The following is a 22995-nucleotide window of genomic DNA, read 5'->3' on the forward strand; positions in this document are numbered from 1 at the left end:
CGCCCGCACATCACAATGCGCGCTCCATGAACAGGGAGGTCGGATCCACCTTGTAGTCGCCAAAAACGCCACGCCGCTGGAACCCGTGGCGTTCATACAACCGGTGAGCCGCATGAAGCGCATCGCCCGTTTCCAGCCGGATCACGGGCATTCTTAAGGCCTGCCCCGCTTCGATCAAATGGGCGATAAGAGCGTCGCCAATGCCAAGCCCGCGGGCCTCCGGATCAACAAACATCGACTTTACTTCACCGTAACCCGCCTTTTCGGCCAAGGCAGCGCATCCTTTGATCTGTCCGTCATGTTCAGCCACGAAAAAGTGGATTGCGGGCGCGGTTAGGGCATCAAGGGAGAGGTAGTGATTAGCCTCAGCCGGAAAAAGACGCTCCATCAGCACATGACTGGCCTGCAAAAGCGCTGTGGCGGCAGGATCCCATGGATCACCCCGGCGGATCAGAATGGTCATGCGTCCTGGAGGGCGGCCGTGATGGCCGCCCTATCCAGCCCTGTTTGACCGATGACCACCAGGCGGGTCTGGCGCGGCTCATCCCCCATGAGCGGTCGGTCGAAATAAGTCTCAACCCGTGGTCCGACGGCCTGGAGTGTCAAACGCATCGGTTTACCCTTTACAGTGGCAAAGCCCTTGAGACGCAAAATGTCGTGGGTCTGGATCACGCCCGCTACCTGAGCGGCAAACGCATCAGGGTCAGAAAGTTCGGGGGCCGTGACCACGAAGCTTTCAAAATCGTCATGGTCGTGTTCGTGATGATGATGCTCCTCGTCATCATCATGGTGATGATGGTGATGCTCATGCCGAGCCGACACATCATTTTCAGCGGCCGCGTTTTGACCCAAAAGAATATCCAGCGGCAACTGCCCATGGGAGGCGCGGACTATGCGGACGGCATCGCGTGTCTGATTGGTGAGATCCGCCGCGACTTGGGTCGTCTCGTCCCGCTCCAGCAGGTCCGTCTTGTTGACCACGACCATGTCGGCGCAGGTCAACTGATCCTCGAACAACTCCGATAGCGGGGTTTCATGGTCTAGGCTCTCATCCGCGGCGCGTTGGGCATCGACCGCCGCATGGTCATGGGCAAATCGACCTTCGGATACCGCCTTGCCATCAACCACCGTGACCACGCCGTCCACCGTCACACGAGTGGCAATTGCGGGCCAATTGAAAGCGCGGACCAGGGGTTGCGGAAGGGCAAGGCCGGAGGTTTCGATCACGATATGCTCGGGCGGGGTGTCGCGGGCCAGCAGGGCCTCGATCGTCGGGACGAAATCCTCGGCCACGGTGCAGCAGATACAGCCATTTGACAGCTCGACCACATCTTCGTCTGCGCAGTTTTCAATACCGCAGCCTTTCAGGATGTCACCGTCCACGCCCAGATCACCGAATTCGTTTATGATCAGGGCGATCCGCCGACCCTCGGCCTGGGTCAGCATGTTGCGAATGAGGGTCGTCTTCCCGGCGCCCAAAAAGCCGGTGACGATGGTGGCGGGAATCTTTGCGGGCATGGGAGTGCTCCTGCTGATGTGTCAGGCAAATTGGACAGATGCAGATCGCACCGTCAAGGATGATTCTGCGCGCGAAATGCCGCTTGTCGGCGTTGGCGCCTACGGCGGGGATATTTTCGGGCATATGATGGAAAAGACGCGAAAAACGGCCAGATATTGTGGATAAGTCAATCATAACGCGCAGATGTGGTTGACTTTGCGCCTGCAGGCACGAAACAGTGTCAGCCACAAAATAGCAAGGAGGCGGCTCTGTGCAGTTCACCCGACTGCGGCTGAACGGATTTAAAAGCTTCGTCGACCCAACCGACCTGGTGATCGCCCATGGGCTGACCGGGGTTGTGGGCCCCAATGGCTGCGGCAAGTCAAACCTGTTGGAAGCGTTGCGTTGGGTGATGGGCGAGAACCGTCCAACGGCCATGCGCGGTGGCGGCATGGAAGATGTGATCTTTGCCGGGGCCGCCACGCGCCCGGCCCGCAATTTTGCAGAGGTCAGCCTGATCCTGGATAACAGCGAGCGTTTGGCCCCGTCGGGGTTCAATGAAAGCGATGCGCTGGATATCGTGCGGCGGATCACCCGGGATGCAGGTTCGGCCTACAAGGTGAACACCAAAGATGTGCGTGCCCGCGACGTGCAGATGCTGTTCGCCGATGCCTCTACCGGCGCCCATTCACCGGCTTTGGTGCGGCAAGGACAAATCAGCGAGTTGATCAATGCCCGCCCCAAGGCGCGGCGGCGAATTTTGGAAGAGGCAGCTGGCATAAGCGGACTATACCAGCGTCGGCACGAGGCGGAATTGAAGCTGAACGGGGCCGAGACCAATCTTGCCCGCGTCGATGACGTGATCGAGCAATTGGCCGGGCAGTTGGCTGCCCTTGCACGGCAGGCCAAGCAAGCCGCACGTTACCGCGAAATTGGCGGCGCCTTGCGCCGAGCCGAGGGCGCATTGCTTTATCGGCGCTGGGCCGAGGCGCGCGACCTGGTGCAGGAGATCAGTTCCGAATTGCAGGCGCGGATCACGGCTGCCTCAGTAGCCGAGCGTGGCGTGCGCGAAGCTGAAGCGACGCGCGCCTCTTGCGATGAGGCGCTGCCGCCAGCCCGCGAAGAGGAGGCGATTGCTTCGGCCGTGGTGGCACGCGTGGCGCAGGAAATGGGCGCCCTGAGCGAAGAACAGGCGCGCGCCGCCAAGGCCATCGACACGCTGGAACAACAGATCGGTACGCTGGGTCAGGACATGGCCCGCGAGACCGAATTGAACCAAGATGCCGAAGAAACGATTTCGCGGCTGCAAGAGGAGGCCGCGGCCTTGGCCCGCAAGGCCGAAGGTTATGACGAGCGGTTGAAAGAGGCTCAGGATCTGGCGCATCAGGCGGCAGGCTCGCTTCAAACCGCCGAGGATGACCTGTCGCGCCGGACCGAGGATGCAGCGCGGTTGTCAGCCCGCCATCAATCGGCCGGGCGGTTGGTTGAGGATGCACGTCGTGCTGCGGACCGGCACCAGACCGAGGCAGCCAAGGCGGGTCAAGCCGTTGCTGCAGCCAAGGGCGCGATGGAGCAAGCCGCGAGCGCAGCGCAGACCGCCGCCGCATGGCAGGCCGAAGCAGACCGAGCAGCACAAGCCGCTGAAGAAGCATTGCAAGCTGCCGATGATCAACGCGGCAAAGTAGCGGCGCAGGAGGCCGAGGCCCGCGCAACCCGATCCGCTGCCGATGGTGAGGCCGGAGCGTTGCAAGCAGAAGTGACGGCCCTGTCCCGGCTGGTTGAACGCGAAACCGGGGCCAGCGCCCAGGTTCTGGACCTGTTGCGCGTCGATGATGGCTATGAGCAGGCTTTGGGCGCGGCTTTGGCAGAGGACTTACGCGCGCCACAAGTATCTGATGAGGATCGGTCGGGCTGGGCTGCCTTGCCACCTTATGCGGATGCCGTCGATTGGCCTGACGGGGTGACGGCCCTGGGCGACCATGTGACGGTGCCGGATGTGCTGGTGCGCCGTATGGGCGCCATTGGGTTGGTCGATGCCGATTGCGGCGCAACCTTGCAGGCGGCGTTGCAACCGGGCCAACGTCTCGTCTCGACTCAGGGTGATCTATGGCGGTGGGACGGGTTCCGGGCGACCGCCGATGATGCACCCTCTGCCGCGGCCCTGCGGTTGCAACAGCTCAATCGATTGGTCGCATTGAAACGGGATCTGGAACAGGTGTCGGTGCGCGCCACCGAGGCGGCCCAATCGCATGAGGCCTTGCAAGCCGCGCTGAAAACCGCGACCGATGCTGACAAAGCTGCCCGCGACGCGCGACGCAGTGCCGACACGGCCAACGCCGAGGCGAACCGCACCCTGAGCCGTGCCGAAAGCGACCGCAGCATGGCTGAGACCCGCTTAGAAGCGGCGGAATTGGCCGTGACCCGCCATACCAACGAGGCCGAAACAGCAGCGGCGCGGGTGACAGAAGCCGAGGCCGGCCTAACAGATTTGCCGGATCTGGAGGCCGCCCGTGCGGGACTGGATACCGCAAAACATGCCGTAGAAACGGCCCGGACCGACATGCTGGGCAAACGCAGCGCCGCCGATGAGTTACGCCGCGCAGGTGAAGGCCGCCAGCGTCGCGCCAATGCCATCGCAAAGGAAGAGGCCGATTGGCGCGCGCGTCTGAACAACGCCGAAATGCGGTCCTCTGAATTGTCGAACCGTCTGGAACAGGCCAAGGCGGATCTTAAAACGGCCCAGGCCGCCCCGAAAGATATCATCGCCCGGCGCGAAAAACTGACCGAGGCACAGACCGTTGCGCAAACTCGCCGTAAGGCGGCGGCGGATGCCTTGGCCGAGGCTGATAACGCCTATCGCGCCGCCGAGGCCGCTGAGCGCCAGGCCAACAAGTTTGCCGGTGAGGCGCGAGAAGCCCGCGCCGCAGTAGAAGCGCGGGCAGAGGCCGCCTTGGAAGCGCAACAGACGGCGGAAACCAGGGTACGAGAGGAACTGGAATGCGCCCCGGATCAGGTGTTGGAACGGCTGGAGCTTAACCCGGACAGGATTGCCGCCGCCAACGTTTTGGAGAGCGAGATTGCGAAACTCCGTCGGCAACGCGATGCGTTGGGCGCCGTCAACTTGCGCGCGGAGGAAGACGCCAAGGAGGTTCAGGACGAGCATGACACCTTGGTCACCGAAAAGGCCGATCTTGAAGCCGCTATCCAGACCCTGCGCGCCGGAATCTCTGGCCTGAACAAGGAAGGGCGGGAGCGTTTGCTGACCGCGTTCGAGCAGGTCAATGACAGCTTCGGCACCCTGTTCAAGCACCTATTCAGCGGTGGCGAGGCCCGACTGGAACTGGTCGAAAGCGACGATCCCCTAGATGCAGGGCTAGAAATCTTGTGCCAACCGCCGGGTAAGAAGCTGAGTACACTCAGCCTGCTGTCGGGTGGAGAACAAACGTTGACGGCGCTTGCCCTGATCTTTGCGGTTTTCCTCGCCAACCCGGCCCCTATTTGTGTGCTGGATGAGGTCGATGCACCGCTGGACGACGCCAATGTCACCCGTTTTTGCGACCTGCTGGACGAGATGACGCGCCGGACAGAAACCCGCTTTCTGATCATCACCCACCATGCGGTCACCATGAGCCGTATGGACCGCCTATTTGGCGTCACGATGCAGGAGCAAGGCGTCAGCCAATTGGTGAGCGTCGATCTGAAAAAGGCCGAAGCGCTGGTTGCCTGACCACAACGTGACCGATCTTGTAGATCATCTGATTTAAAGTCGTGCTATGAACAGATCGATTACATGCCGCATGCTGGTGTTTGGAGCCACGATAGCTGTGCCCGTAATAGCTCAGCCCTTTGCCTCAAGACAGGGAGATGAGGTGCTGAGCGAGGCGGCGATGACCCAGCAAATCGTCGGGCAAACCCATACGTTCTTTGACGGTGGTCAGTCGTTTTTCTCAATCTCGGGCAGCTATAGCTACACCTATCCGGATGGCGGCCTGGCCTACGGAACGTACGAATTGCGGGATGGTGGCATTGTCTGCACCAGCTTTCGCCAAGGCTTTGAGCGCTGCGACATGTATGTCCGCAACGCCAATCGGTTGATATTGATCACAGAAGCCGGAGACCGGTTTCCTGTGCGCCCGTGACCTCTTGGTTTGCTGGCATATGGTCATCGCATACCGGTTCATCAGCGCGAATCCGCAACAATGATCTCTCGAAATGCACCGATACCAGCGGCTTCCCGCTTTGCGGCCCCCATGAAGACCTAAAGCGATGTACATGCGCACCAGATCCGCTGATCCCGAAACCGGTCACCTCGTCCCATAAAAGGAGCCGCATCGTGGATATATCCAATGGCCCTCCGCGCTTTTGGAAGCCTGCCAAGTTTAAAGGCCTGCCTGAATTGGCGAATTCATGGACCCGGATCCGAGATGAGTTGCGTGATTTTCAATTCGGAAACCTGACCATTGATCGGGAGGGCAAGACCCATGATCAGGTCTTTACCGAGGTTACGTCCCACATACAGGGCGGAGGTGACTATGGCTGGATCCGCGGGTGGGGCCCTGACGGCGCCAGCGACAACTGGACCCAACTGGGCCTTGTGATTTGCAACCAGCCGATCCCTTTTTTGGGAAATGCTTTTCCGACCACCTTGTCGTTGCTAGCGGTGATCCCGGACATCAAGGTTGCAGCTTTTGTACGCTTGGGCCCAGGGGGATTTCTGACAACCCACCGGCATCCCGAATTGGCGGAGGAAGGTTTGTTGCAAATGCATCTGGTGCTGGATGCTTCTGAAACAGCGAATTACGCATACATGAATGTTGAAGGGGAATTTCGGCAGCACGCGCCTGGGACAGGCTTTGTCTTCGATGGAAGCCGCGACCATTTCGCCGTGAACGCATCCAAAACCGACCGGATCATTCTTTATCTAGAGTTCAAACCGCACCCGGCGGCAGAGGCTTAGGTCGCTTCGAGATTGCCAGTATCTGCCCCATAGGTCTGGCTCGCTCCGGAATTCCCGACTTGTCGGCTGGTGTTCGCTATTTCCGGGTGAGTGGTTGATTGAATCATTTTCAGATAGCTAAGCCTTTGAAATGGATAAATTTGCCAGTTGTATGAATTTGGAAGAATCGGTCAAGTATCTCTAATCGTTTCGCAAAATACTGCCGACCCCGAAATACCTCCATTGCGGTAATTCAATTTAAGTTGGCATCTGAACCAGATCGGCCAACGATTTTTGAGCAATTGTACAGGTTCGGGGGAGCAAAGATGGACAGCGTTTATGACTGGATTGATTTGCATGACATCTCTGTTGAATTGGCCAGCGATGTCCTCCTTGCCCATCAAAGCCGGGCACTGCCTGTCGCGCTCCCTTGGATCGCGGATAAGGTAGATCAGCCACCGCGGCGCTGTTGCTTACCTGATCTGGAGACGTGTCTGAACACTCTTGTCGCGCCCAGCCTGGGGCGGCTACTGGGTGACATTGGGGCAGTGCAAGCGATTGTTGAGACCGTGGACATTTGTCCGCTAGGGGAAAATCCAGCCACTTTACCCCATACGCGCGATCTGGGGCGAGACAAGCCACCTGTCATCGCGATACATTGGCAAGGTACCGCTGCCGATCTGCTGTGCCTTGCACATGAGGCAGCTCATGCCATTCAAATCGTTTGGTCTGATCATGCGATGATGCCCCCTGTCGCGCGGGAGACATGTGCCTTTCTGGGTGAACTTGCACTGATCGAGGGTGTTCGGGCCAATAATCCCGAACAGGCATCAGATCTCGCAGCGGCCTGGATCACGGATAACATTCTTTATCTGGGCAAACATGTAGAGGCCCTTGAACAGGTGTTACGCGACCCGTCGCATCCCTATCATTACCAGATCAATTATCCGTTCGCGCGCCTTGCCGCGATCTTCCTCTTTTGGCGTGCCAAGAAGCGCCAGAAAAGGATTGCCAATCTATTCCAAAGTGGTGCAGCAGGTATGGCCCACCTTCCCCTCCATGCCATGGCTGCCTGGGCCTGTCATCCGACAAATTGCCTACCCGCCGCCCCCCTGGCCGATCAAAGCCCGTCTGGCGATGCATATCGAAATCTTGCGATGATCGCGCATCTTGATCTGCAAGCCAGCGGATCGGAGCACAGCCTGAGCATTGGCGACTACTACGCGCGGATCCTGGCTCATTTTCAGACCGGAACAGCCTTCATTGCACTGGACGGGCTGAATAGGCCCGTAGGCTATGCCACTTGGGACCAGACGGAACAGAAGGCTCCGTTGGCGCTTTGCAATCAGGTCGCACCATTTGGCGATCATCTCGCCGTTCAACGTACGCTGGAGCGCCATCTAGACGGCTTGCATCCCATAGCGGCGCGGCACCCCGAGAGCATGAAATCGGAACAAAAGGCATGGTAAGGATCGACCCTTACACGAGCTGTGGCTACGCTATAGAGTTGTTGGCGTTGTCGCAATATCATCGGCAATTCAGGCTTAAATCGTATCTGGAACGCGAAGTCTTTCCGGCCCTCAGGGCCGAGCAAGTTCGGTTTTACTGTGCCGACGACGGCCGCCCCACGGCCATGGTGAGCTGGGCTTGGCTGTCTGAACCGGTTGAGCACGAGGTTCATCGCACCGGCCGTGCGCTGTCTGCCAACGAGTGGCGCTGCGGCGACCGATTGTTTTTCAACGACTGTATCACACCATTTGGCAATGTCCGCGAGGTTTTACGGGACATGACCCACAACGTCTTTCCAGAAAATGCGGCAACCAGCCTGCGCCGCAATCAAGACGGCTCCGTGCGCCGCATCAATCACTGGACCGGCGTTAACCTCAGAACCCGTGCGCAGGGTGTGGTCGCATGATGACCACTGACCTGATTAAAAATACGACAGCCGTCGTTGAACACCTTATCACACTGCTTTGCGAAGGTTTTGAAAACCCCAATGGGCGCAGTTCGACGATTGACCTGCGTCTGGTTGGGTCCTCTGTCCCGAAACTCGCCGTGAAAATGGGTAAGTCATTGATGGTTTATGACAGCGCGAGGAATGAGCCTGCGGACGCGACGGTTACCATCAACCTGCCCACGATCCAAGCACTGCTCGACGAGCAGCCCGGGGGCGGTTTCGCTGGATTTGGAGATGTGCGTGTGACGGGCGACCCGGATGCAGCTCGGCACCTGTTGCAGAGCGCCTTGCGCCCCAGCCCACGAACCTTGGCGCGGTTTCGCCAGGCCGAACGTCAACATCGTGCAAGCGGATATCGACGTCAGACCCGTATAGCTGTTCTGCGTGACCCGACCCAACGTCGCCTTTTGGAGGCGATGGACTGTAGTGAACCATTGCTTGTAACGGGATTTGCATCGACATTGGCCGAGCGCAGAGCTGCCTTGGACTGTGCTGCGGGCGAACAGCGACAGCACCTTTGCCTATCAGATCCCGTTATCCCCGACGCGCCGCTGCCCGATGACCTCGCGCCGACATTTTCGCCGCCATTTTTTGGGCCGCAAGAGTATGAGACAGCGCGAATGAGCCGTTGGAACCTTCATAATCCCAAGCAATCGTCGGGTCCTTATCGGTGTGCATCCGCCGCGTTTCACATGCTATTGGACGGGCATGTCCAGGCCGATCTCTATTCAGCGGATCAGGCTGATCTCTTGGCTCCGATGAAGTCATTTAGGGTCCGGCAGCCTTGTTGGGCCGCGCCCATCTATGGGGGAGCCATCGAGGGATCCGCCATATCGTTGGAACTGGATCCCGGGGATATGCTTTTGGTCCAGACAGGTTGGTTCCAGCACATTCATGCACTGGACAGATCTGCATTATCTATTTGTTATCACTGGCGTTATTGAGCCCGCCAAACCCGTTTCGCTGCGCATGATGTTCGGCGAAGGCGAGCGGAAGGTTGGTCTAGAACCTTCCGCCCAATTGAGATGCCGGGTGTAAGTGAACCCGGCAAACACCAACAGCGGAGAGGATAACAGGTCCAATCCGCAGACGTAAGGAAAACAAAACGTGTCTTATGCTTACACACAATCATTGACCGATCTGTTGGGCCCCGTGAGTTTTGGCGGTGGCGGCGACAGTGACAGCGATAGCGATGGCGGCGCACCGACCACGTCGCCCCGTCCGCAATCGCGCCCCTCGACGGTTCGCAACCCGGATGCAGATGTCGTCATCGGCGGCATGGGCTTCCGCGTCACCGGTGGCGAAATCGGTGCGGAGGTTGACCGTCAGGGCCCCTCAATCGGTGGGTCCATTGGTCTTGACCGCGTGCCCTCGGAAATGGACTGGGGCGACTACGTCGAACGCTAAGAGCAAGATATGAAAACGGCCTGTCTCCCGTCAGGTGGGAGGTAGGCACTTGGGAGAAGTACGATGCTGCGACATATTTATGCGACCTTGATGGCCGGGGCCCTCAGTGCATCGGCCGCCTCTGCCGAAACGCTGCCCGAAGGGTACAGCTCCAACAAACTTGCACTGCAGTTTGCACTGCACTTCATCCTGCCGTTTCCCACCGACCTTGAACCATCGGATGAAAAGGGAACGACATTGCGAAAGTGGGATCAAGCCCCACGCGTAACAGTGATCGACCTTGACTATTTGAGCGAGCAGGCGCTTGAGCAAGTTCGATCAGTCAGCAAAACAGCAATTGCCGAGATCTTTGCGCTGACCAATCGCCAAATCGACTATCTCGAACCGACGGAAACCGATGCAGATGTAATTGTCGTTCCAGTCGGACCTAAAACCTCTCAACCAGATGCGCTACGTGCAGCACTTGAATTTTTCGAAACAAATGGACCCGTAGCGGCCAGTATCATCCAGGCCGCTGCACAGATCGAGCAACGCCCAGGGCGGTGCACGACCTTCTTTTTATCGGATCAGCATGGCAACAGGAATGGGCATCACCGGGCAGTTATCCTGATAGATGCCGAGGCGCATCTGAACGATGACCCAGCACTACATGCCTGTTTGATCGAAGAGTTGGGCCATGTCATCGGTCTGATCCAGGATGTGCCGCTTGACGCGCCCGGCTCGCTTGAACTGGGAAGCAATTTCGAAACGCTGTTCGAGATTGAACTCATCAATGGGGCCGCACAACGCATATCATTAAGCGAGGCCGACATCGCCATTCTCACGGTGCTCGGACGGGACGAATTCAAGAACGGCATGCCTTTACAGGAGGCAATCGACCTCGCGACCGAGATTTTCATGACCTGGTCACCCCAATGAACCCGGCAAATTTCGCCCCTATGCCACGGATCCCCCAGACGCGCGGGGGCCAAAGCACCCCGGCACTCCGTTGCAGGTGATGGCTGACACGCGTGACGAGAATGCAGGTGAAATCCCGCTTTCTTGGTTCGGAAAGACCCTTTGGAAATTCACCCCACTCTACATCGAAATGGTCTGTCTGGCCATTTGCCTGCGCCTGATCGGCCTCGTTGAGCCCTTTATCTTTCAAGTGATCATCGATCGCATATTGCCTTTCCAACGGGAAGCTTCCCTGTTTGTCGTCGTCGCCATCTTCGCGGCTGTCAGCCTGTTTCAGCTTGGATTCTCAGTCCTGTCTGAATTGCTTGGCATGCTCACGGCCAACCGGGTCACGCGGGAATTGGGCGGGCGGATCTTTGAACACCTCTTCAAGCTGCCGTTCAGCCACTTCCGCAAATGGTCGGTCGGCGAAACCATGGCCCGGATCAGCGAAACAGATACAATCCGCGCCTTCCTCGTGGGGACCACGACGGGTGTTTTCCTCGACCTGCTGTTCGTCTTTGTCTACATCGCGGTTCTCTTGACCCTTTCAGTGCCGCTGACCTTTATCATCCTGGCGGCATTGCCGTTGCAGATCCTCGTTTACCTGGGCTTTGGGCCCTTCCTGCGTCGTCGTTTGCGCGTTCAATTCGATGCAGGTGCCGCCCACCAGACCCAGATGGTCGAAAACATCTCCGGCATCGCCTCGGTGAAGGCGTTGAGTGCCGAAACCCAGATGCTGGAACGGCTTGATGGGACGCTTCACGCCAACCTGAATGCTGGCTATCGCGTTGGTCTTCTCAATATCTGGAATGACAAGCTTTTGTTCATTCTGGAGCAGACCATCACCATCAGCATCATCTATTTTGGTGCGCAACTGGTCTTTGCTGGCGAGATGACGCTGGGGGAGTTAATCGCCTTTCATCTGCTGGCGGCCAAGGTCACCGGGCCGATCGAGCGGTTCTCCGGCCTTTGGGAAAGCTGGCAAAACATTCGGGTCTCCCGGCAGCGCCTTGGCGATGTGGTCAACACGCCGATGGAGCCGTTCAACGCGCTGCCCAAACTTCCGGTGAAATTAACGGGAAGTTTGGAGTTTAGGAAAGTTGATTTCGCATATGTCCCCACCCAACCCATTCTGCGGCAGTTCGATTTCGTCGCGGAGCCCAATACGCTGACGCTGGTCGTGGGTCCGTCAGGGATCGGGAAATCGACATTTGGCCGCCTCGCATCCGGGATTGATGTCCCCACATCAGGTGAAGTTCTGCTTGGCGGGGAGGATATCTCTCAATACGAACCGAGGGATGTTCGCACACGGATCGCCTATGTGCCGCAGGAACCATATCTGTTTTCCGGAACCTTGCGTGAAAATCTGACACTGCGCGACCTTGATGCATCGGATGCAATGCTGGAGCGGGCCTTGCGGATCACCGCGGCGGATGCGCTTTTGCATCAACTGCCACTCGGCCTCGATACACCTGTGGGCGAACGCGGCTCCGCGCTGTCGGGCGGTCAGCGTCAGCGGGTCGCCACAGCCCGGTCCCTTGTTCATCGGCCGGATGTGATTGTTCTGGATGAACCGACCAGCGCCTTGGACATCACCGCGCAAAAGCACATGGCGGCGGAACTGGACCAGCTAAAGGCTGAGGCAACGCTGATCATCATCACCCACAACCCCAGTATTTTCAGCAACCCCGATCAAGTTGTGAACTTTGAGACATTGCTATGAGCGATGTGATCGAACCGATGAAGATTACCTCTCCAACTCTGCATGCGACAGTCGTCTTTTCCATCGCCGTATTCATAGCGATCCTGGTGATGTCATTCCTGTTCCAGGTGGAAGTCGTGGCCCGCGGACAGGGTCGCATCGTCCCGGTCGGTCGCGTGCAAGTCGTGCAACCGGAATTCGCGGGCCGGATCACCGCCATCCATGCGCATAATGGCATGTCGGTCGCTCAAGATCAGATATTGATTGAGCTTGATCAGACCGAGGCGCTGACAGAGCTTGGGACGATTAAGGCAGAACAAGATCGCCTACGCATCGAAATGGCGCGCCTGGATACCATGGTGCGCGCCCTCATGGGCGATCCGCTGGCGCCCAGTTTTGCGGAAGGGGCATTGGCGGATTACACCATCCCGGACGAGTTGAGCGGCCATCCTTTCGCGATCGAACAACGGACCCTGCTGGTTGCCGAAATCAACGACCTTCTAGCGTCCATGGGCCAGACCCAAGCGCGGGAAACAGCCAATCTGCAATCCGAAAAAGTCACGAATGCCAATATCGCCCGGGTCGCCGCAGCCCTTGAATTCCAACGGGAACGGCTGCGAAATGCAGAGCAATTGTTACAACAAGGTACGGCCAGTCGCGCATCGTTTCTTGATGTTCAGCAAGCCTTTACCGAGCTTGAGCGGGAGCGCGACGTATACTTGCGCGAACTGGACCAGAAGATGAGCGAACGAGCGGCCCTTGACAGCGAGCGACGCCGGATTGTTGCCGATCTACGCCGGACGATACTAGACCGCAAGGCGGAGATCGATGCCCGCCTGGCGACACTAACCGAGGAGGATCGCGCCGCCACCCGCCGCGTTGCCGCCGCAACATTGAAGGCGCCGGTATCGGGCATTGTTGACCAACTTTCGGTTTTCACCGTGGGCGGCATCGCGGATGCCAGCGCCGAGCTTTTGCGGGTCGTTCCCACCGAAACGCGGGTCGAGATCGAGGCAACCTTTTCAAACCAGGATATCGGTTTCATGGATATCGGGCAGCCCGCCAACATTCGTCTGGATGCGTTCCCGTCTGAACGCTTCGGGTTTGTAAAAGGCGAGGTTTCCGATATCGCGGCGGATTCAATCGAATTGTCGGAGGGGCAATGGGGCTACATCGCGCGGATCGCACCCGACCAGACCCATCTGACTGCCGGGACTGACCGCTACCCCTTGCGCCCCGGGATGACCGCGACAATCGACATCACGACCGACAAGCGCCGGATCATCAGCTACTTTTTTGCCCCTATCGTCCGGACCATTCAGGATGCATTGGGTGAACGATGATTGTTTACCGAGGTGATGTTAACCTACGCAGCGCGCATCCATGAACGGCGTCAACTGTGGTTTGATCCCCTCGATCAGTGTTCCGAGCGCACCAGCCTGATCTGCCAACCAAGCCAATGGCGGCTGGGTCGTAAACTGATCGCCAACCGTTTGCCCAATCATCATCTCAAGTAAATAAAGGTCAGCAAGACAAAGTCCGCTGGGGTTCTTTTCAAACCACTCGTCGTAGTGATCAACATCCAGGTTCTTGCCAAGGACCGAGAGGATCTTGGCACTGTCGAAGTCCCCCAGCGTTGTAAGTGCATGGACAACTTCCTCCAAAAGAATTGAACGCACGGGGTCCGAATTGTTGGAGACCGAGGGAACCGTGCTGTCCACATAAATGAATTCCCGTCGCCTGTTTCCGGGAATTTGCAGCGCGAAACCTCGCAGCCCTGTCAGGTTCATCTCAGATATCGGGGGGCGGCTGCCTGCCTGCGCTTCTAGGATATCTGCCAATTCACCGGCACTGACAGGTGGACTGATCATCACGTATATCGACGTGTAATCGGGACAGGATTGCGCAGCGGAGGCTGTGACTAACTTGAAATCACTGTCGTAAGCTTGATTGAGCACAGCCAGAAACTCGCTGAGCGTGGCAGTAGTATTATCGTCAGAGCCAAATGCGCAGAACGTTTCCCCCCCGTACCACTGACGGGAGATCTGCTGAGATCCAAAATTCTCCAAAATCACAGTTACGTCCGCTATCGGATCTTTCCGTGAACCAGCAAGCAGAAGGAAGATCGATCCAAGCAACAGGGCAATCGGTGCCAATAGTTTGAATGTCATGGCAATCCCGTTTGGCACGCGGACAGTGATGCTCCCGCAAAGCTCAGCCTTGCGGGAGCAGTCTGGGTGCGTTGGCCCTAGCGGTCTGGGCCCTCATAGGTGGGGTTTGAGCCGCCTATGGCATCGTAAGCACCTTGATGGCATCCTGTGCAGCCACCCAGACTTTGGGCATAGTTATTGCCGCGATAGCCGATATTGCCAACAGCATGGAGCCGCGTGTCCATCTCGCTCCAACCGCTGACATCGCTGTTGGCCGTCGTGGAATTGTCGCTGTTCATCTTCTGGTCTATTGCTCTGTCACTATCGCTATTGCCGCCACCACCGCCGCCGCCAAAGCTGACGGGGCTGTTCAGATCCGTAGACCAGGTTTTGAAATCTCCTGACATTTTCGTGTCTTCCTTCCGCATAATGGGCCCTTGTGGTAAATGGCCGTTGGGTGTTTGCCAGGCTTTCTTGCCCAGCGGCTCAATCGAGCGGGGAGAGCTGCAACCTCTCTCCGCTCAACTCACGGGCAGGGCTTTGGATGGCACCCCCGCAACTCTTGGATCCGACGACGTCGCGATGAACTTGGGGGGAACGCCGAGGCGGTTGCGACGGCATATCCAGCTTGGAACAATAGCCCCTGGAGCGGTGCAATGGCGCGCATACCGTCACATTTGTCGCTCATACCACCCCGCTTCGCACTTCAACCAATGTGTCACCGCCGCCTTGACGTTGACAATTCCTACGGATGTCGAGGCTCTCAAGTCAGGAAAACCGGTACGTTGATACCGCGGGCAGTAACGCGCCGAGGCTGAGCAACCGTTCAAGCCCGAAACTGCGCAGTTTCGCGGATTAGCAGGTAGGAGTGTTCAACGGCGCTGACTTACGAAAGCACCATCTGAGCTATGAATTCGTCCACTGACCCCGGATCACATCCGCATAAGCACGCGAGAGGGGATGGCTCGCATCCTGTTCGAACCGGGCCATCGCAACAGCTTCGACGATCCGGCCACCGTCCAAGACCGCTATGCGATCAGCGAGATGCCGCAGTGGGGCCAGATCGTGACTGACAATCAGCATGGTGACCCCAGTACTGGCATGGATGCTGCGCAGCAGGCGCACGGTATTGATCTGTGTGGTCAGATCCAGTGACGATAGCGGCTCATCCAGGATCAACACGTCCGATTCAGCCGCAAGTGCCCGCGCCAGTGCCACCCGCTGACATTGGCCACCGGATAGGGAATGCGGACGACGGGTCTGTGCCTCTCTTGGTATTTTCAACTTTTCAAGAAGGGAGGTTGCCTTTCCAATCCGCTGACCTGCCGCGCCAATCGCAAATCCATTGAGTGTTTCAAGCACGGCATTCTCAGCCGTCAGGTAGGGGCTGAGAGCTTGGGTCGGGTCTTGCCACAGGTATTGCATCCGGCGCCGCGCTGCACCCTTGCCGGGCAAAATGGATTGACCATCCAGATAGATCTTTCCCTTGTCGGGGCGTTCCAACCCGACAAGGCAGCGCGCGAGCGTCGATTTGCCTGCACCGGAACGCCCGATCAACCCAACAACCTCGCCCGGTTCAACCGACAGATTGATGTTGGAAAGCACATCCCGCTTACCATAGCCTTTGCAAAGGCCCAAGATCTTTAGGATGGCTTCTGCAAGGCGATTGCCGCCTCGCCCAAGCGTTGCGCTGCGGGTGCCGGGGACGCTGCCAAACCATCAATATGACAGTCTTCGACCAAGCGACCATTCTGCAAAACCAAAACCCTGTCGGCGACTTCGCGCACCGCGCGCAAGTCATGGCTGATGAACAAGACGGCGGCCCCGGTTTTCAGGGCCACCGCGTCAATCGCCAACAACGTCTCGCGTTCCGTCAGGACATCCAAACCAGTGGTGGGCTCATCGGCGATTAGAATCCGCGGACGCAGGATCAAGGCCATGGCGATCAGGACCCGCTGTTTCATGCCGCCCGACAATTGATATGGAAATTGCCCAGCGACCTGCGGATCGAGTTGGACAGCCCGCAACGCTGCGGACACGCGATCGGACCCCGTACCACCAGCGATTTCCGCAAGTTGCGGGCCGATGCGCCGCCTCGGTGTAAGCGCCGTACCGGGGCTTTGGAAGATTTGAAAGACCGAAGAGCCGCGGAATTGGCGCCACGCCTTGGCAGAAAGATCGCTCAGATCGGTACCTTCCAAACAGATCGAGCCCGCTCGCACGGCGATAGGTGAACGCAACAACCCGCAAATCGCAGCCGCTGTCAGCGATTTGCCAGAGCCGCTTTCACCGACAAGCCCCAGACGCTCGCCCGCTGCCACATCAAAGCTCACATCGTTAAGAAGCGGCGACTGGCCAGGAATGCCCACGGTCAGGCCACGCACGTTCAGGGCGGCTACCATATGAAAGGCTCCCGCTGGTCAAGAAGATCCCGCAGCGCCTCCCCCACCAGGTTAAAGGCAAAAACCGCGAGCATCACGGCAAGGCCAGGCGCGAGCAGCATATGGGGGGCTGAGACAAGAAACGGGCGCGCCTCGTTCAACATCGCGCCCCATTCCGGTGTGGGCGGCTGCGCACCAATTCCCAGAAAGCTGAGGGAAGACAAGGCCAGCAGAACCGATGCCGTTTCAAGGGAAACAACAACGGCAAGCGGCGGCAGGATCTGCGGCAGAATGTGACGGATCACCACCCGTGTGCGGGACGCACCTGCCAGATAGGCGGCGCGCACGAAATCACGCTCTTTCGCCGAAAGCACCATGGCCCGCACAAGCCGCGCATTCGACGGCCACCAGGCAACCACAACCCCGATTATGGACGCTTCCAAGGAGGCGCCAAGAAACCCGATGACGGCGAGGGCCAGAACAAGGGTCGGGAAGGCCAGAACGATGTCTGCCACACGCATCATCACCATATCGACCCGGCCGCCAGTCAATCCGGCAAGCAGCCCCCAGGGCAGCGCGATTGCCAGGATCGCCGCCATAGTAGCTAAGGCCGCACCAAGTGAAATTGGGATCGCCGCCAAAAGGCGCGACAGAACATCTCGCCCCAGATGATCGGTGCCAAGGGGATGGGCGGCAGATGGCGGAGCAAGCCGGGCGAGCAGGTCCATTTCTTCGGGCGAGGATAGATCAAAAAAGCCGGTGCCGATCCAGAGGGTCGCATACATGATCAGCAACCCAAGGCCAATGACAAGGCCGACGCGTCCCGGTGTGATGCCCAGCCGGATGACAGGAATGCGGATGGCGCGATCAGCCATCGCCCAACTTGCGCCGCAGCTGTGGATCGCACAAAATCACAACGATATCTGCCAGCAGGCTCATCTTGAAAAAGATGAGCCCCATGAAAACCAGATAGCCCTGAATCAGTGGAAAATCCCGTTGACCGATGGCCTGAAGGATCAGTTGCCCCAGACCTGGCCAACCAAATATCGTTTCGACGATCACTGCCCCACCAAGAAGCCCACCAAACGTGTTCGCCCAAGCCGTCGCCAAGGGGCCGATGATTTGCGGGGCGATATGGCCAAATAGAATACGCATCGGGCCCAGGCCCTTTGCGATGGCAAGGCGCACGTAATCCTCGCATCGTTCCGCCTGCACACGTTCATAGACAAACCGACCCAAAGCCGCGCCCGCACCGAGGCTGAGTGTCAATGCCGGAAGCACCAGATCAGAGACGGAGCCATCCCCAACAAGTCGTGCCCAGCCAAGCTGCAAAATGAATGCGTGGATCAGCAAAAGCGCAAGCCAGAATGGCGGCACGGAGACGAGAAGGATGGTCAAAATCCGAATACCCGGAGACATCACGGATCCCGCTGTGACAGCTAAAATCCCCAGAGCAAGAGAAACTGCCATGGCACCGACCAGGCCCGTAAACGCCAGGATCAGCGTAGCTGGCATATACAACCCGATCTCTGTTGCCACACTCCGCCCGGTGGCCACGGACATGCCGAAATCAAACTGGACCGCCCGTCCCAGCCACTGAATGTATCGCACCAAAAACGGCTGATCGAGGCCGTATTCAGCCTTGATTGCAGCGATATCCTCTGGTTTTGGCACCACCCCCATGGCGCGTAATTCCATCATAACCGGATCCCCCGGAGCGATTGCCACAACAGCAAATGCCACAAAGGACATTCCAAACAATGTGGGCAGCGTTGCACCCAGACGGATGAGAAGAAAACGCAGCATCAGATTAAGCGGGGAGCCATGGGCTCCCCACCGCATGGCAACCTATTGGCCAAGGCTGACATTGCCGTAATCAATCCAATCCTCGTACTCCGACATCGTGACCGTGATACCCGGCCGCGAGAGCGAGAAATTGGGAACCGTCAATATCGGAATCGTGGAGACGTGATCATCAACGATGGATCGGTAAGCCTCTCGAACCAGATCGATCACCTCTTCCCGGCTTCCGGCGACACGAGATGCCTGGGCAAGCTCATCCACGTTTTCGCCAGGCGATGTGACGGCGTAACCCCACGGACTCATCGTGGTAAACACGTTATAAAGCAGGTAGGTCGGATCGGTGTTATTGTTCGACGCAAATTCAAGAAACATGTCTGCCGCGCCCGGTCCAAAATAGGTGTCGTTGTAGACACCACTGTCATCAACTTCGACAATCTCGATATCAACGCCCACGGCCGCAAACATCTGATCCAGCATTTCGGGCATTGGCTTGACGGTCGATACATTGGGATAGGCCGCCACCATGCGCAGCGACAACGGACGCCCGTCCCTTTCACGGACGCCATTGGCGCCCATCGTCCAGCCAGCTTCATCAAGCAACGCGTTGGCCTTTGCCTGGTCAAAGGTGAAACCTTTTGCGTGATCGTCCCCCAAATCGAACATCCAGCCCGGCAAGATGGTCCTGGCCGGTTGGCCAAATCCGCCATAGAGCACCTGCGCCAACGTTTCGCGGTCAATCGCATGGGCCAGGGCCTTGCGCAGATTCAGATCATTGGCGGCAATGTCGTAGGGCGCATTGCCCTGCATGTTGAACATCAGCGCTGCATAGCGGATCGGTCGACTTTGATGCAGGATCACAGACCCGTCCTGCGGCATCGACAGCATCATTTGCGGTGTGACCTCACCGATCACATCAACCTCGCCATTTTGCAGCGCCAGAAGACGAGCATTATCATCACTGATGAAACGGAATGTCAGTGTCTCGACGTTTGGCGCCTCTCCCCAATAATCTGGATTGCGTCGCATGGTGATCTGTTGCTTTGGCTCGTAGCTCTCCAATAAATAGGGGCCAGTCCCAATCGGGTTCTCGGCCAAAGTGCCTGTCGGCAGAAAAAGCGATGTGCCACGATGGGTCATATTTTCGATTACCATCGACGAGTCGACCTCGGAACGGAACGAGATCTGATAGTCGCTCAGCTTTTCAAAGCTTTCCTGATCAAGCTGCAGGAAATCAGAGCGGTTATTGTCATAAAGCTTAAGCGATGCGATTGCCGTGTCCGCATTGAAAGGCGTGCCTTCTGAGAAGGTTACCCCCTCCCGCAGCGTCACCGTGTAAAGCCCATCAGCGTAGCTCCAGTCTTGGAACAGCAACGGGCTGGGGTTGAAGTTTTCATCCGGTTTGACCGCGGTTTCCGCGATCTGCGCAGCCGGTCGACGAGTGGTGAAGCTAAACCGGTCCTGCTTAATGCTGTAGCGGTCTGCTTTGACGGCAACCGTGAGTTGGGTTTGGGCAGAGGCCGTGGAGGCCGCAAACGGAACGGATATGAGCGCGGCCACCGCCAAACAGGCTGCCATAGGAAGCTTTGACATTCTTGGTCCTTGAAAATGCTGTTCATGTACGACTGAGGATTCAGCTCAGTCGCGGTGGTCCGCGCGTGTCGTGAGACCAGTACATGGGGCGTAGATCGGCAAGCTGGGCTCGGTCCGGCCAGCGTACCGCAATCATTCCAAGCAGACGTGGTTCGTCGCGCGTGGGGCGCTCAAGAATTGCCAGACCTTGGGTCGCTAAAAAATCGCAATTCGAGTTGGTGACAGTCTCTCGCCCACCATCTTCGGTCGGCACAACGATCGTGCGCAGCGTATCCCCGGCACATATGACATAGGTGATAGACGTCCCCTGAGCCAAGACCATGGCTCCGGGTGGGCGGGCCACCAGGGCAACACAAAACGACATGATGAGCGCTATCGAAACTGCCCAATTTCCGACTGTCTTCGGGATCATGTCCGGCCTGCGATGAAACATTGACACGACACTATGCCCATCAAATTCACAGCAACTCAAGCATGATCTTATCACTATCATCTGCGCCCTAACGAGAATGCGCGCCGCCTCAATCAGAGTTGGTTCGACGAATGTGAACGGGTGAGTTATGTGGGTTCTGCGCTCGTGATCCGGCAGCGTGCCGGGACGACGGAGTGAAGATGGCGAGACGACCGAGACGGAACCACAGCCCTGCATTCAAGGCGAAAGTCGCGTTGGCGGCTTTGAAGGGCGACAAGGGTGTGAAGGATCAGAAAAGCGTCCAGTGGACGGTTTTCCATGAAGCACGGGCGAACCTGCGACGCAGTTCGATGTTCTTCCCAATCGGATCAAGCAGTGGAAGGATCAGCTCCTCGATGGGGTGACGGATGTCTTTGATGACAAACCGGAAGCGTCTAAAGAGCCCGAGATTGATGCCAAATCGTTGTACGCAAAGATTGGCCAGCTGACGCTGGAAAATGATTTTTTGGGAGAAGCGCTCGCCAAGGCCGGTCTGTTGGGGAGGCCAAGCAAAGCAGGTGTAGATCTGGCAGGTAAAAAGTAGTCGTTCGATACCAGACGTTCGGACGAACATTCTTTACCTTGCGCTTTGTCGTGCAGCGGTCGCTGCTAGCGTCATGGGTCCTCAGGCGGGTCTGCGGAGGCGACCTGGTTTACGGGCAGCCCGAACCGTTGCGGTCTTTGCCTGCCAAATGGTGCGAACCTGGACCGAGCCGTCATCATGCTGCTCAAAACCGATGGTTGCGCCAAGGGCGTCTTGAAGCAGTTCGGAAAGGCAGGACCGCTCATCAATTACTACCTCGACCGGTGGCTCCCCGGTGGCAGGGCTTCCGATCACCTCTAGCGCTACGACCACCCCCTTTTCACCGGGTTCGGTGCACAAACGAACACGGACATGTTTGATACCGCTGCTTTTTGCGACCTGCCCGATGACCCCGAGCATCAGCCGCAGTGTCGTCACAGGTGGCCCGGCGATTTTCCGAACCCCGTCGTCATCGTAATCAATTTCGATTGTTTGCTCACTTTGATCTGTCAGATGGCGGACAGCCACTACTGCAGTCTTGGCCAGTTCGACAGGACAAAACGGGCATTCCTGTTCCATCGGCGGTAAGGAATCATTTTCGATCTGGGTCGCAAACCCATTCAAAGCCGCGCGAACAACGGCATTAAGGCGGGAGATGTCGATGAGTTTCTGGCGCTGTTCCGGCGTAAACTCACCAGTGCCAAAGCTGACGATCGATTGTTCAGTTGCACCGATCGGAACCGATAGTTCGTCACGAAGTTTCTGAACGCCAGTCCGAGTGTATCCCACCAGTTCGTCAGACGTTTTGCGGGACATCTCTGCTTCCGCCCAGGCATCTTCAGCGTCTTCGAGCGCGGCAAAGGCCTCAGCTTCCTGCTGTTTCAATTGAACGTTGTTTTCTTCAAGATCTTCAACCGCCTGCACAATAGTCCGGTGAGCTGGGCGAAAGATGAAGACACCCTCTAGGAACAAGGCGAAAATTGCTAGGCCATAGCCAATGTAACCCCATGTGTCACCGACCCTGTCTAGTCGCTTCGCTTCATCCTCAAAGGTCGTCACTGCTGTGTTCAAATTGAAGAGTAGACCGTCGGAACCTATCTCTGCCATTCGCTTGTACGCGTCTGATCGTTCCGCAATCGGGCCATCAAGAACATGTCCGGTATCTTCAATAAACCGTCGTGACATGTCATCAAGCCGGGGTCCGTCGTCGGCAAAATAGATGCCATGTGACGCGGGAGAGAGCGGTCTTTCCACCTCTGACACCAGGGTATCATGAGATGTCAGGAACAAAGCATGCGCCTCCCGCAAAGCTTGTTCCGCGTTAGCATCCCTGTAATCGGCGCCAGTGTGTTTCTGCCCAAAATAAAGAATACGCTGCGAGAGCATGCGCTGCCGCCCGCTTATATTGATATCGCTGGCTGCTCGGGCCACATCACCACCAAACAGTATACCCGCAAAATGCGAGAATGTAATCAACGAGAATAGTAGTGTCAGTGCCAGAATGTAGCTGACCCACAAACGACGCGGATCTATCAAGTCAAATCGTGGCATCTCCGCCCCCAAGGTTCGTCACCTTGAAGCTTTATCCGAAGACCATTTACATAAGCTTTCACGCTCCACGCCACGCCACACCAGTCTTGGGGCGCAGCGTGGGTATC

22 protein-coding genes are annotated in these 22995 nt (G+C 57.7%); 10 read left to right on the forward strand and 12 right to left on the reverse strand.

Annotated features, from left to right (window positions below; all coding sequences use genetic code 11):
- Positions 1–10: 10 nt before the first annotated feature.
- Both IU397_RS13685 and cobW read right to left on the reverse strand, forming a co-directional pair.
- Positions 11–463 carry a GNAT family N-acetyltransferase gene (locus IU397_RS13685; protein ID WP_204414506.1) on the reverse strand — a complete coding sequence of 151 codons (453 nt, stop codon included), beginning with the start codon at positions 461–463 and terminating at the stop codon, positions 11–13.
- Positions 460–1518, reverse strand: a complete 1059-nt coding sequence (gene cobW / locus IU397_RS13690; RefSeq protein ID WP_204414508.1) for a cobalamin biosynthesis protein CobW — start codon at positions 1516–1518, stop codon at positions 460–462. Before cobW ends, IU397_RS13685 begins: the two co-directional genes overlap by 4 nt.
- A 251-nt stretch (positions 1519–1769) precedes the next feature.
- Here cobW and smc point away from each other — a divergent pair, with 251 nt between their 5' ends.
- The 10 genes from smc (at position 1770) to IU397_RS13740 (ending at position 13782) form a co-directional block, all read left to right on the forward strand.
- Positions 1770–5225, forward strand: coding sequence for a chromosome segregation protein SMC (gene smc, locus IU397_RS13695; RefSeq protein ID WP_204414515.1), 3456 nt, complete (start codon positions 1770–1772; stop codon positions 5223–5225).
- Positions 5226–5271: 46 nt separating this feature from the next.
- A complete protein-coding gene (locus IU397_RS13700; RefSeq protein WP_239479785.1) occupies positions 5272–5637 on the forward strand; it encodes a hypothetical protein in 366 nt (121 codons plus the stop codon).
- A gap of 194 nt (positions 5638–5831) precedes the next feature.
- Positions 5832–6455, forward strand: coding sequence for an aspartyl/asparaginyl beta-hydroxylase domain-containing protein (locus tag IU397_RS13705; protein WP_204414517.1), 624 nt, complete (start codon positions 5832–5834; stop codon positions 6453–6455).
- 305 nt (positions 6456–6760) lie between these two features.
- On the forward strand, positions 6761–7903 hold the full coding sequence (locus IU397_RS13710) for a hypothetical protein (RefSeq protein WP_204414519.1): 1143 nt from the start codon (positions 6761–6763) through the stop codon (positions 7901–7903).
- Positions 7897–8349, forward strand: a complete 453-nt coding sequence (locus tag IU397_RS13715; RefSeq protein ID WP_204414521.1) for a toxin-activating lysine-acyltransferase — start codon at positions 7897–7899, stop codon at positions 8347–8349. The genes IU397_RS13710 and IU397_RS13715 overlap by 7 nt, the downstream gene beginning before the upstream one ends.
- A complete protein-coding gene (locus IU397_RS13720; protein WP_204414522.1) occupies positions 8346–9335 on the forward strand; it encodes a hypothetical protein in 990 nt (329 codons plus the stop codon). The genes IU397_RS13715 and IU397_RS13720 overlap by 4 nt, the downstream gene beginning before the upstream one ends.
- Positions 9336–9498: 163 nt before the next feature.
- Positions 9499–9798: a hypothetical protein gene (locus IU397_RS13725; RefSeq protein WP_204414525.1), complete on the forward strand. Its 300-nt coding sequence runs from the start codon at positions 9499–9501 to the stop codon at positions 9796–9798.
- Positions 9799–9861: 63 nt separating this feature from the next.
- On the forward strand, positions 9862–10716 hold the full coding sequence (locus tag IU397_RS13730) for a DUF2927 domain-containing protein (RefSeq protein ID WP_204414527.1): 855 nt from the start codon (positions 9862–9864) through the stop codon (positions 10714–10716).
- Between the two features lie 79 nt (positions 10717–10795).
- The gene (locus tag IU397_RS13735) at positions 10796–12460 is read left to right on the forward strand and encodes a peptidase domain-containing ABC transporter (protein ID WP_204414529.1); all 1665 of its coding nucleotides are present in this window, start codon (positions 10796–10798) and stop codon (positions 12458–12460) included.
- Positions 12457–13782: an HlyD family type I secretion periplasmic adaptor subunit gene (locus tag IU397_RS13740; RefSeq protein WP_204414531.1), complete on the forward strand. Its 1326-nt coding sequence runs from the start codon at positions 12457–12459 to the stop codon at positions 13780–13782. The genes IU397_RS13735 and IU397_RS13740 overlap by 4 nt, the downstream gene beginning before the upstream one ends.
- A gap of 18 nt (positions 13783–13800) precedes the next feature.
- On the opposite strand, the gene IU397_RS13745 is transcribed toward IU397_RS13740, so the two are convergent.
- The 10 genes from IU397_RS13745 to IU397_RS13790 form a co-directional block, all read right to left on the reverse strand.
- Positions 13801–14610 carry a hypothetical protein gene (locus tag IU397_RS13745; RefSeq protein ID WP_204414533.1) on the reverse strand — a complete coding sequence of 270 codons (810 nt, stop codon included), beginning with the start codon at positions 14608–14610 and terminating at the stop codon, positions 13801–13803.
- Positions 14611–14687: 77 nt separating this feature from the next.
- Positions 14688–14996 carry a hypothetical protein gene (locus IU397_RS13750; protein WP_204414535.1) on the reverse strand — a complete coding sequence of 103 codons (309 nt, stop codon included), beginning with the start codon at positions 14994–14996 and terminating at the stop codon, positions 14688–14690.
- Between the two features lie 499 nt (positions 14997–15495).
- Complete coding sequence (locus IU397_RS13755) at positions 15496–16194, reverse strand: dipeptide/oligopeptide/nickel ABC transporter ATP-binding protein (RefSeq protein WP_204414537.1); 699 nt, start codon at positions 16192–16194, stop codon at positions 15496–15498.
- Positions 16195–16232: 38 nt separating this feature from the next.
- The gene (locus IU397_RS13760; protein ID WP_204414538.1) at positions 16233–16991 is read right to left on the reverse strand and encodes an ABC transporter ATP-binding protein; all 759 of its coding nucleotides are present in this window, start codon (positions 16989–16991) and stop codon (positions 16233–16235) included.
- Entirely contained in the window at positions 16985–17845 is an 861-nt protein-coding gene (locus IU397_RS13765) for an ABC transporter permease (protein WP_204414540.1), read from the reverse strand. The genes IU397_RS13760 and IU397_RS13765 overlap by 7 nt, the downstream gene beginning before the upstream one ends.
- Entirely contained in the window at positions 17838–18776 is a 939-nt protein-coding gene (locus IU397_RS13770; RefSeq protein WP_204414542.1) for an ABC transporter permease, read from the reverse strand. The genes IU397_RS13765 and IU397_RS13770 overlap by 8 nt, the downstream gene beginning before the upstream one ends.
- 42 nt (positions 18777–18818) lie before the next feature.
- The gene (locus IU397_RS13775) at positions 18819–20363 is read right to left on the reverse strand and encodes an ABC transporter substrate-binding protein (protein WP_204414550.1); all 1545 of its coding nucleotides are present in this window, start codon (positions 20361–20363) and stop codon (positions 18819–18821) included.
- Between the two features lie 40 nt (positions 20364–20403).
- A complete protein-coding gene (locus tag IU397_RS13780) occupies positions 20404–20727 on the reverse strand; it encodes a hypothetical protein (protein WP_204414552.1) in 324 nt (107 codons plus the stop codon).
- A 337-nt stretch (positions 20728–21064) separates the two neighbouring features.
- Entirely contained in the window at positions 21065–21388 is a 324-nt protein-coding gene (locus IU397_RS23925) for a hypothetical protein (protein WP_204414554.1), read from the reverse strand.
- A gap of 51 nt (positions 21389–21439) precedes the next feature.
- On the reverse strand, positions 21440–22888 hold the full coding sequence (locus tag IU397_RS13790; RefSeq protein WP_204414556.1) for a type IV pili methyl-accepting chemotaxis transducer N-terminal domain-containing protein: 1449 nt from the start codon (positions 22886–22888) through the stop codon (positions 21440–21442).
- Between the last annotated feature and the right edge of the window lie 107 nt (positions 22889–22995).

Origin of the sequence: Actibacterium sp. 188UL27-1, assembly GCF_016901225.1 — a bacterium.
In the GTDB taxonomy this organism is placed as follows: Bacteria; Pseudomonadota; Alphaproteobacteria; order Rhodobacterales; family Rhodobacteraceae; genus 188UL27-1.

Coding starts and splice junctions, on each gene's coding strand:
- IU397_RS13790 (WP_204414556.1), bottom strand. CDS start 22,888: ATGCCACGATTTGACTTGATAGATCCGCGTCGTTTGTGGGTCAGCTAC.
- IU397_RS13745 (WP_204414533.1), bottom strand. CDS start 14,610: ATGACATTCAAACTATTGGCACCGATTGCCCTGTTGCTTGGATCGATC.
- IU397_RS13740 (WP_204414531.1), top strand. CDS start 12,457: ATGAGCGATGTGATCGAACCGATGAAGATTACCTCTCCAACTCTGCAT.
- cobW (WP_204414508.1), bottom strand. CDS start 1,518: ATGCCCGCAAAGATTCCCGCCACCATCGTCACCGGCTTTTTGGGCGCC.
- IU397_RS13710 (WP_204414519.1), top strand. CDS start 6,761: ATGGACAGCGTTTATGACTGGATTGATTTGCATGACATCTCTGTTGAA.
- IU397_RS13715 (WP_204414521.1), top strand. CDS start 7,897: ATGGTAAGGATCGACCCTTACACGAGCTGTGGCTACGCTATAGAGTTG.
- IU397_RS13750 (WP_204414535.1), bottom strand. CDS start 14,996: ATGTCAGGAGATTTCAAAACCTGGTCTACGGATCTGAACAGCCCCGTC.
- IU397_RS13700 (WP_239479785.1), top strand. CDS start 5,272: ATGAACAGATCGATTACATGCCGCATGCTGGTGTTTGGAGCCACGATA.
- IU397_RS13735 (WP_204414529.1), top strand. CDS start 10,796: ATGGCTGACACGCGTGACGAGAATGCAGGTGAAATCCCGCTTTCTTGG.
- IU397_RS23925 (WP_204414554.1), bottom strand. CDS start 21,388: ATGTTCGTCCGAACGTCTGGTATCGAACGACTACTTTTTACCTGCCAG.
- IU397_RS13765 (WP_204414540.1), bottom strand. CDS start 17,845: ATGGCTGATCGCGCCATCCGCATTCCTGTCATCCGGCTGGGCATCACA.
- IU397_RS13770 (WP_204414542.1), bottom strand. CDS start 18,776: ATGCTGCGTTTTCTTCTCATCCGTCTGGGTGCAACGCTGCCCACATTG.
- IU397_RS13720 (WP_204414522.1), top strand. CDS start 8,346: ATGATGACCACTGACCTGATTAAAAATACGACAGCCGTCGTTGAACAC.
- IU397_RS13775 (WP_204414550.1), bottom strand. CDS start 20,363: ATGTCAAAGCTTCCTATGGCAGCCTGTTTGGCGGTGGCCGCGCTCATA.
- IU397_RS13760 (WP_204414538.1), bottom strand. CDS start 16,991: ATGGTAGCCGCCCTGAACGTGCGTGGCCTGACCGTGGGCATTCCTGGC.
- IU397_RS13730 (WP_204414527.1), top strand. CDS start 9,862: ATGCTGCGACATATTTATGCGACCTTGATGGCCGGGGCCCTCAGTGCA.
- IU397_RS13780 (WP_204414552.1), bottom strand. CDS start 20,727: ATGTCGTTTTGTGTTGCCCTGGTGGCCCGCCCACCCGGAGCCATGGTC.
- IU397_RS13685 (WP_204414506.1), bottom strand. CDS start 463: ATGACCATTCTGATCCGCCGGGGTGATCCATGGGATCCTGCCGCCACA.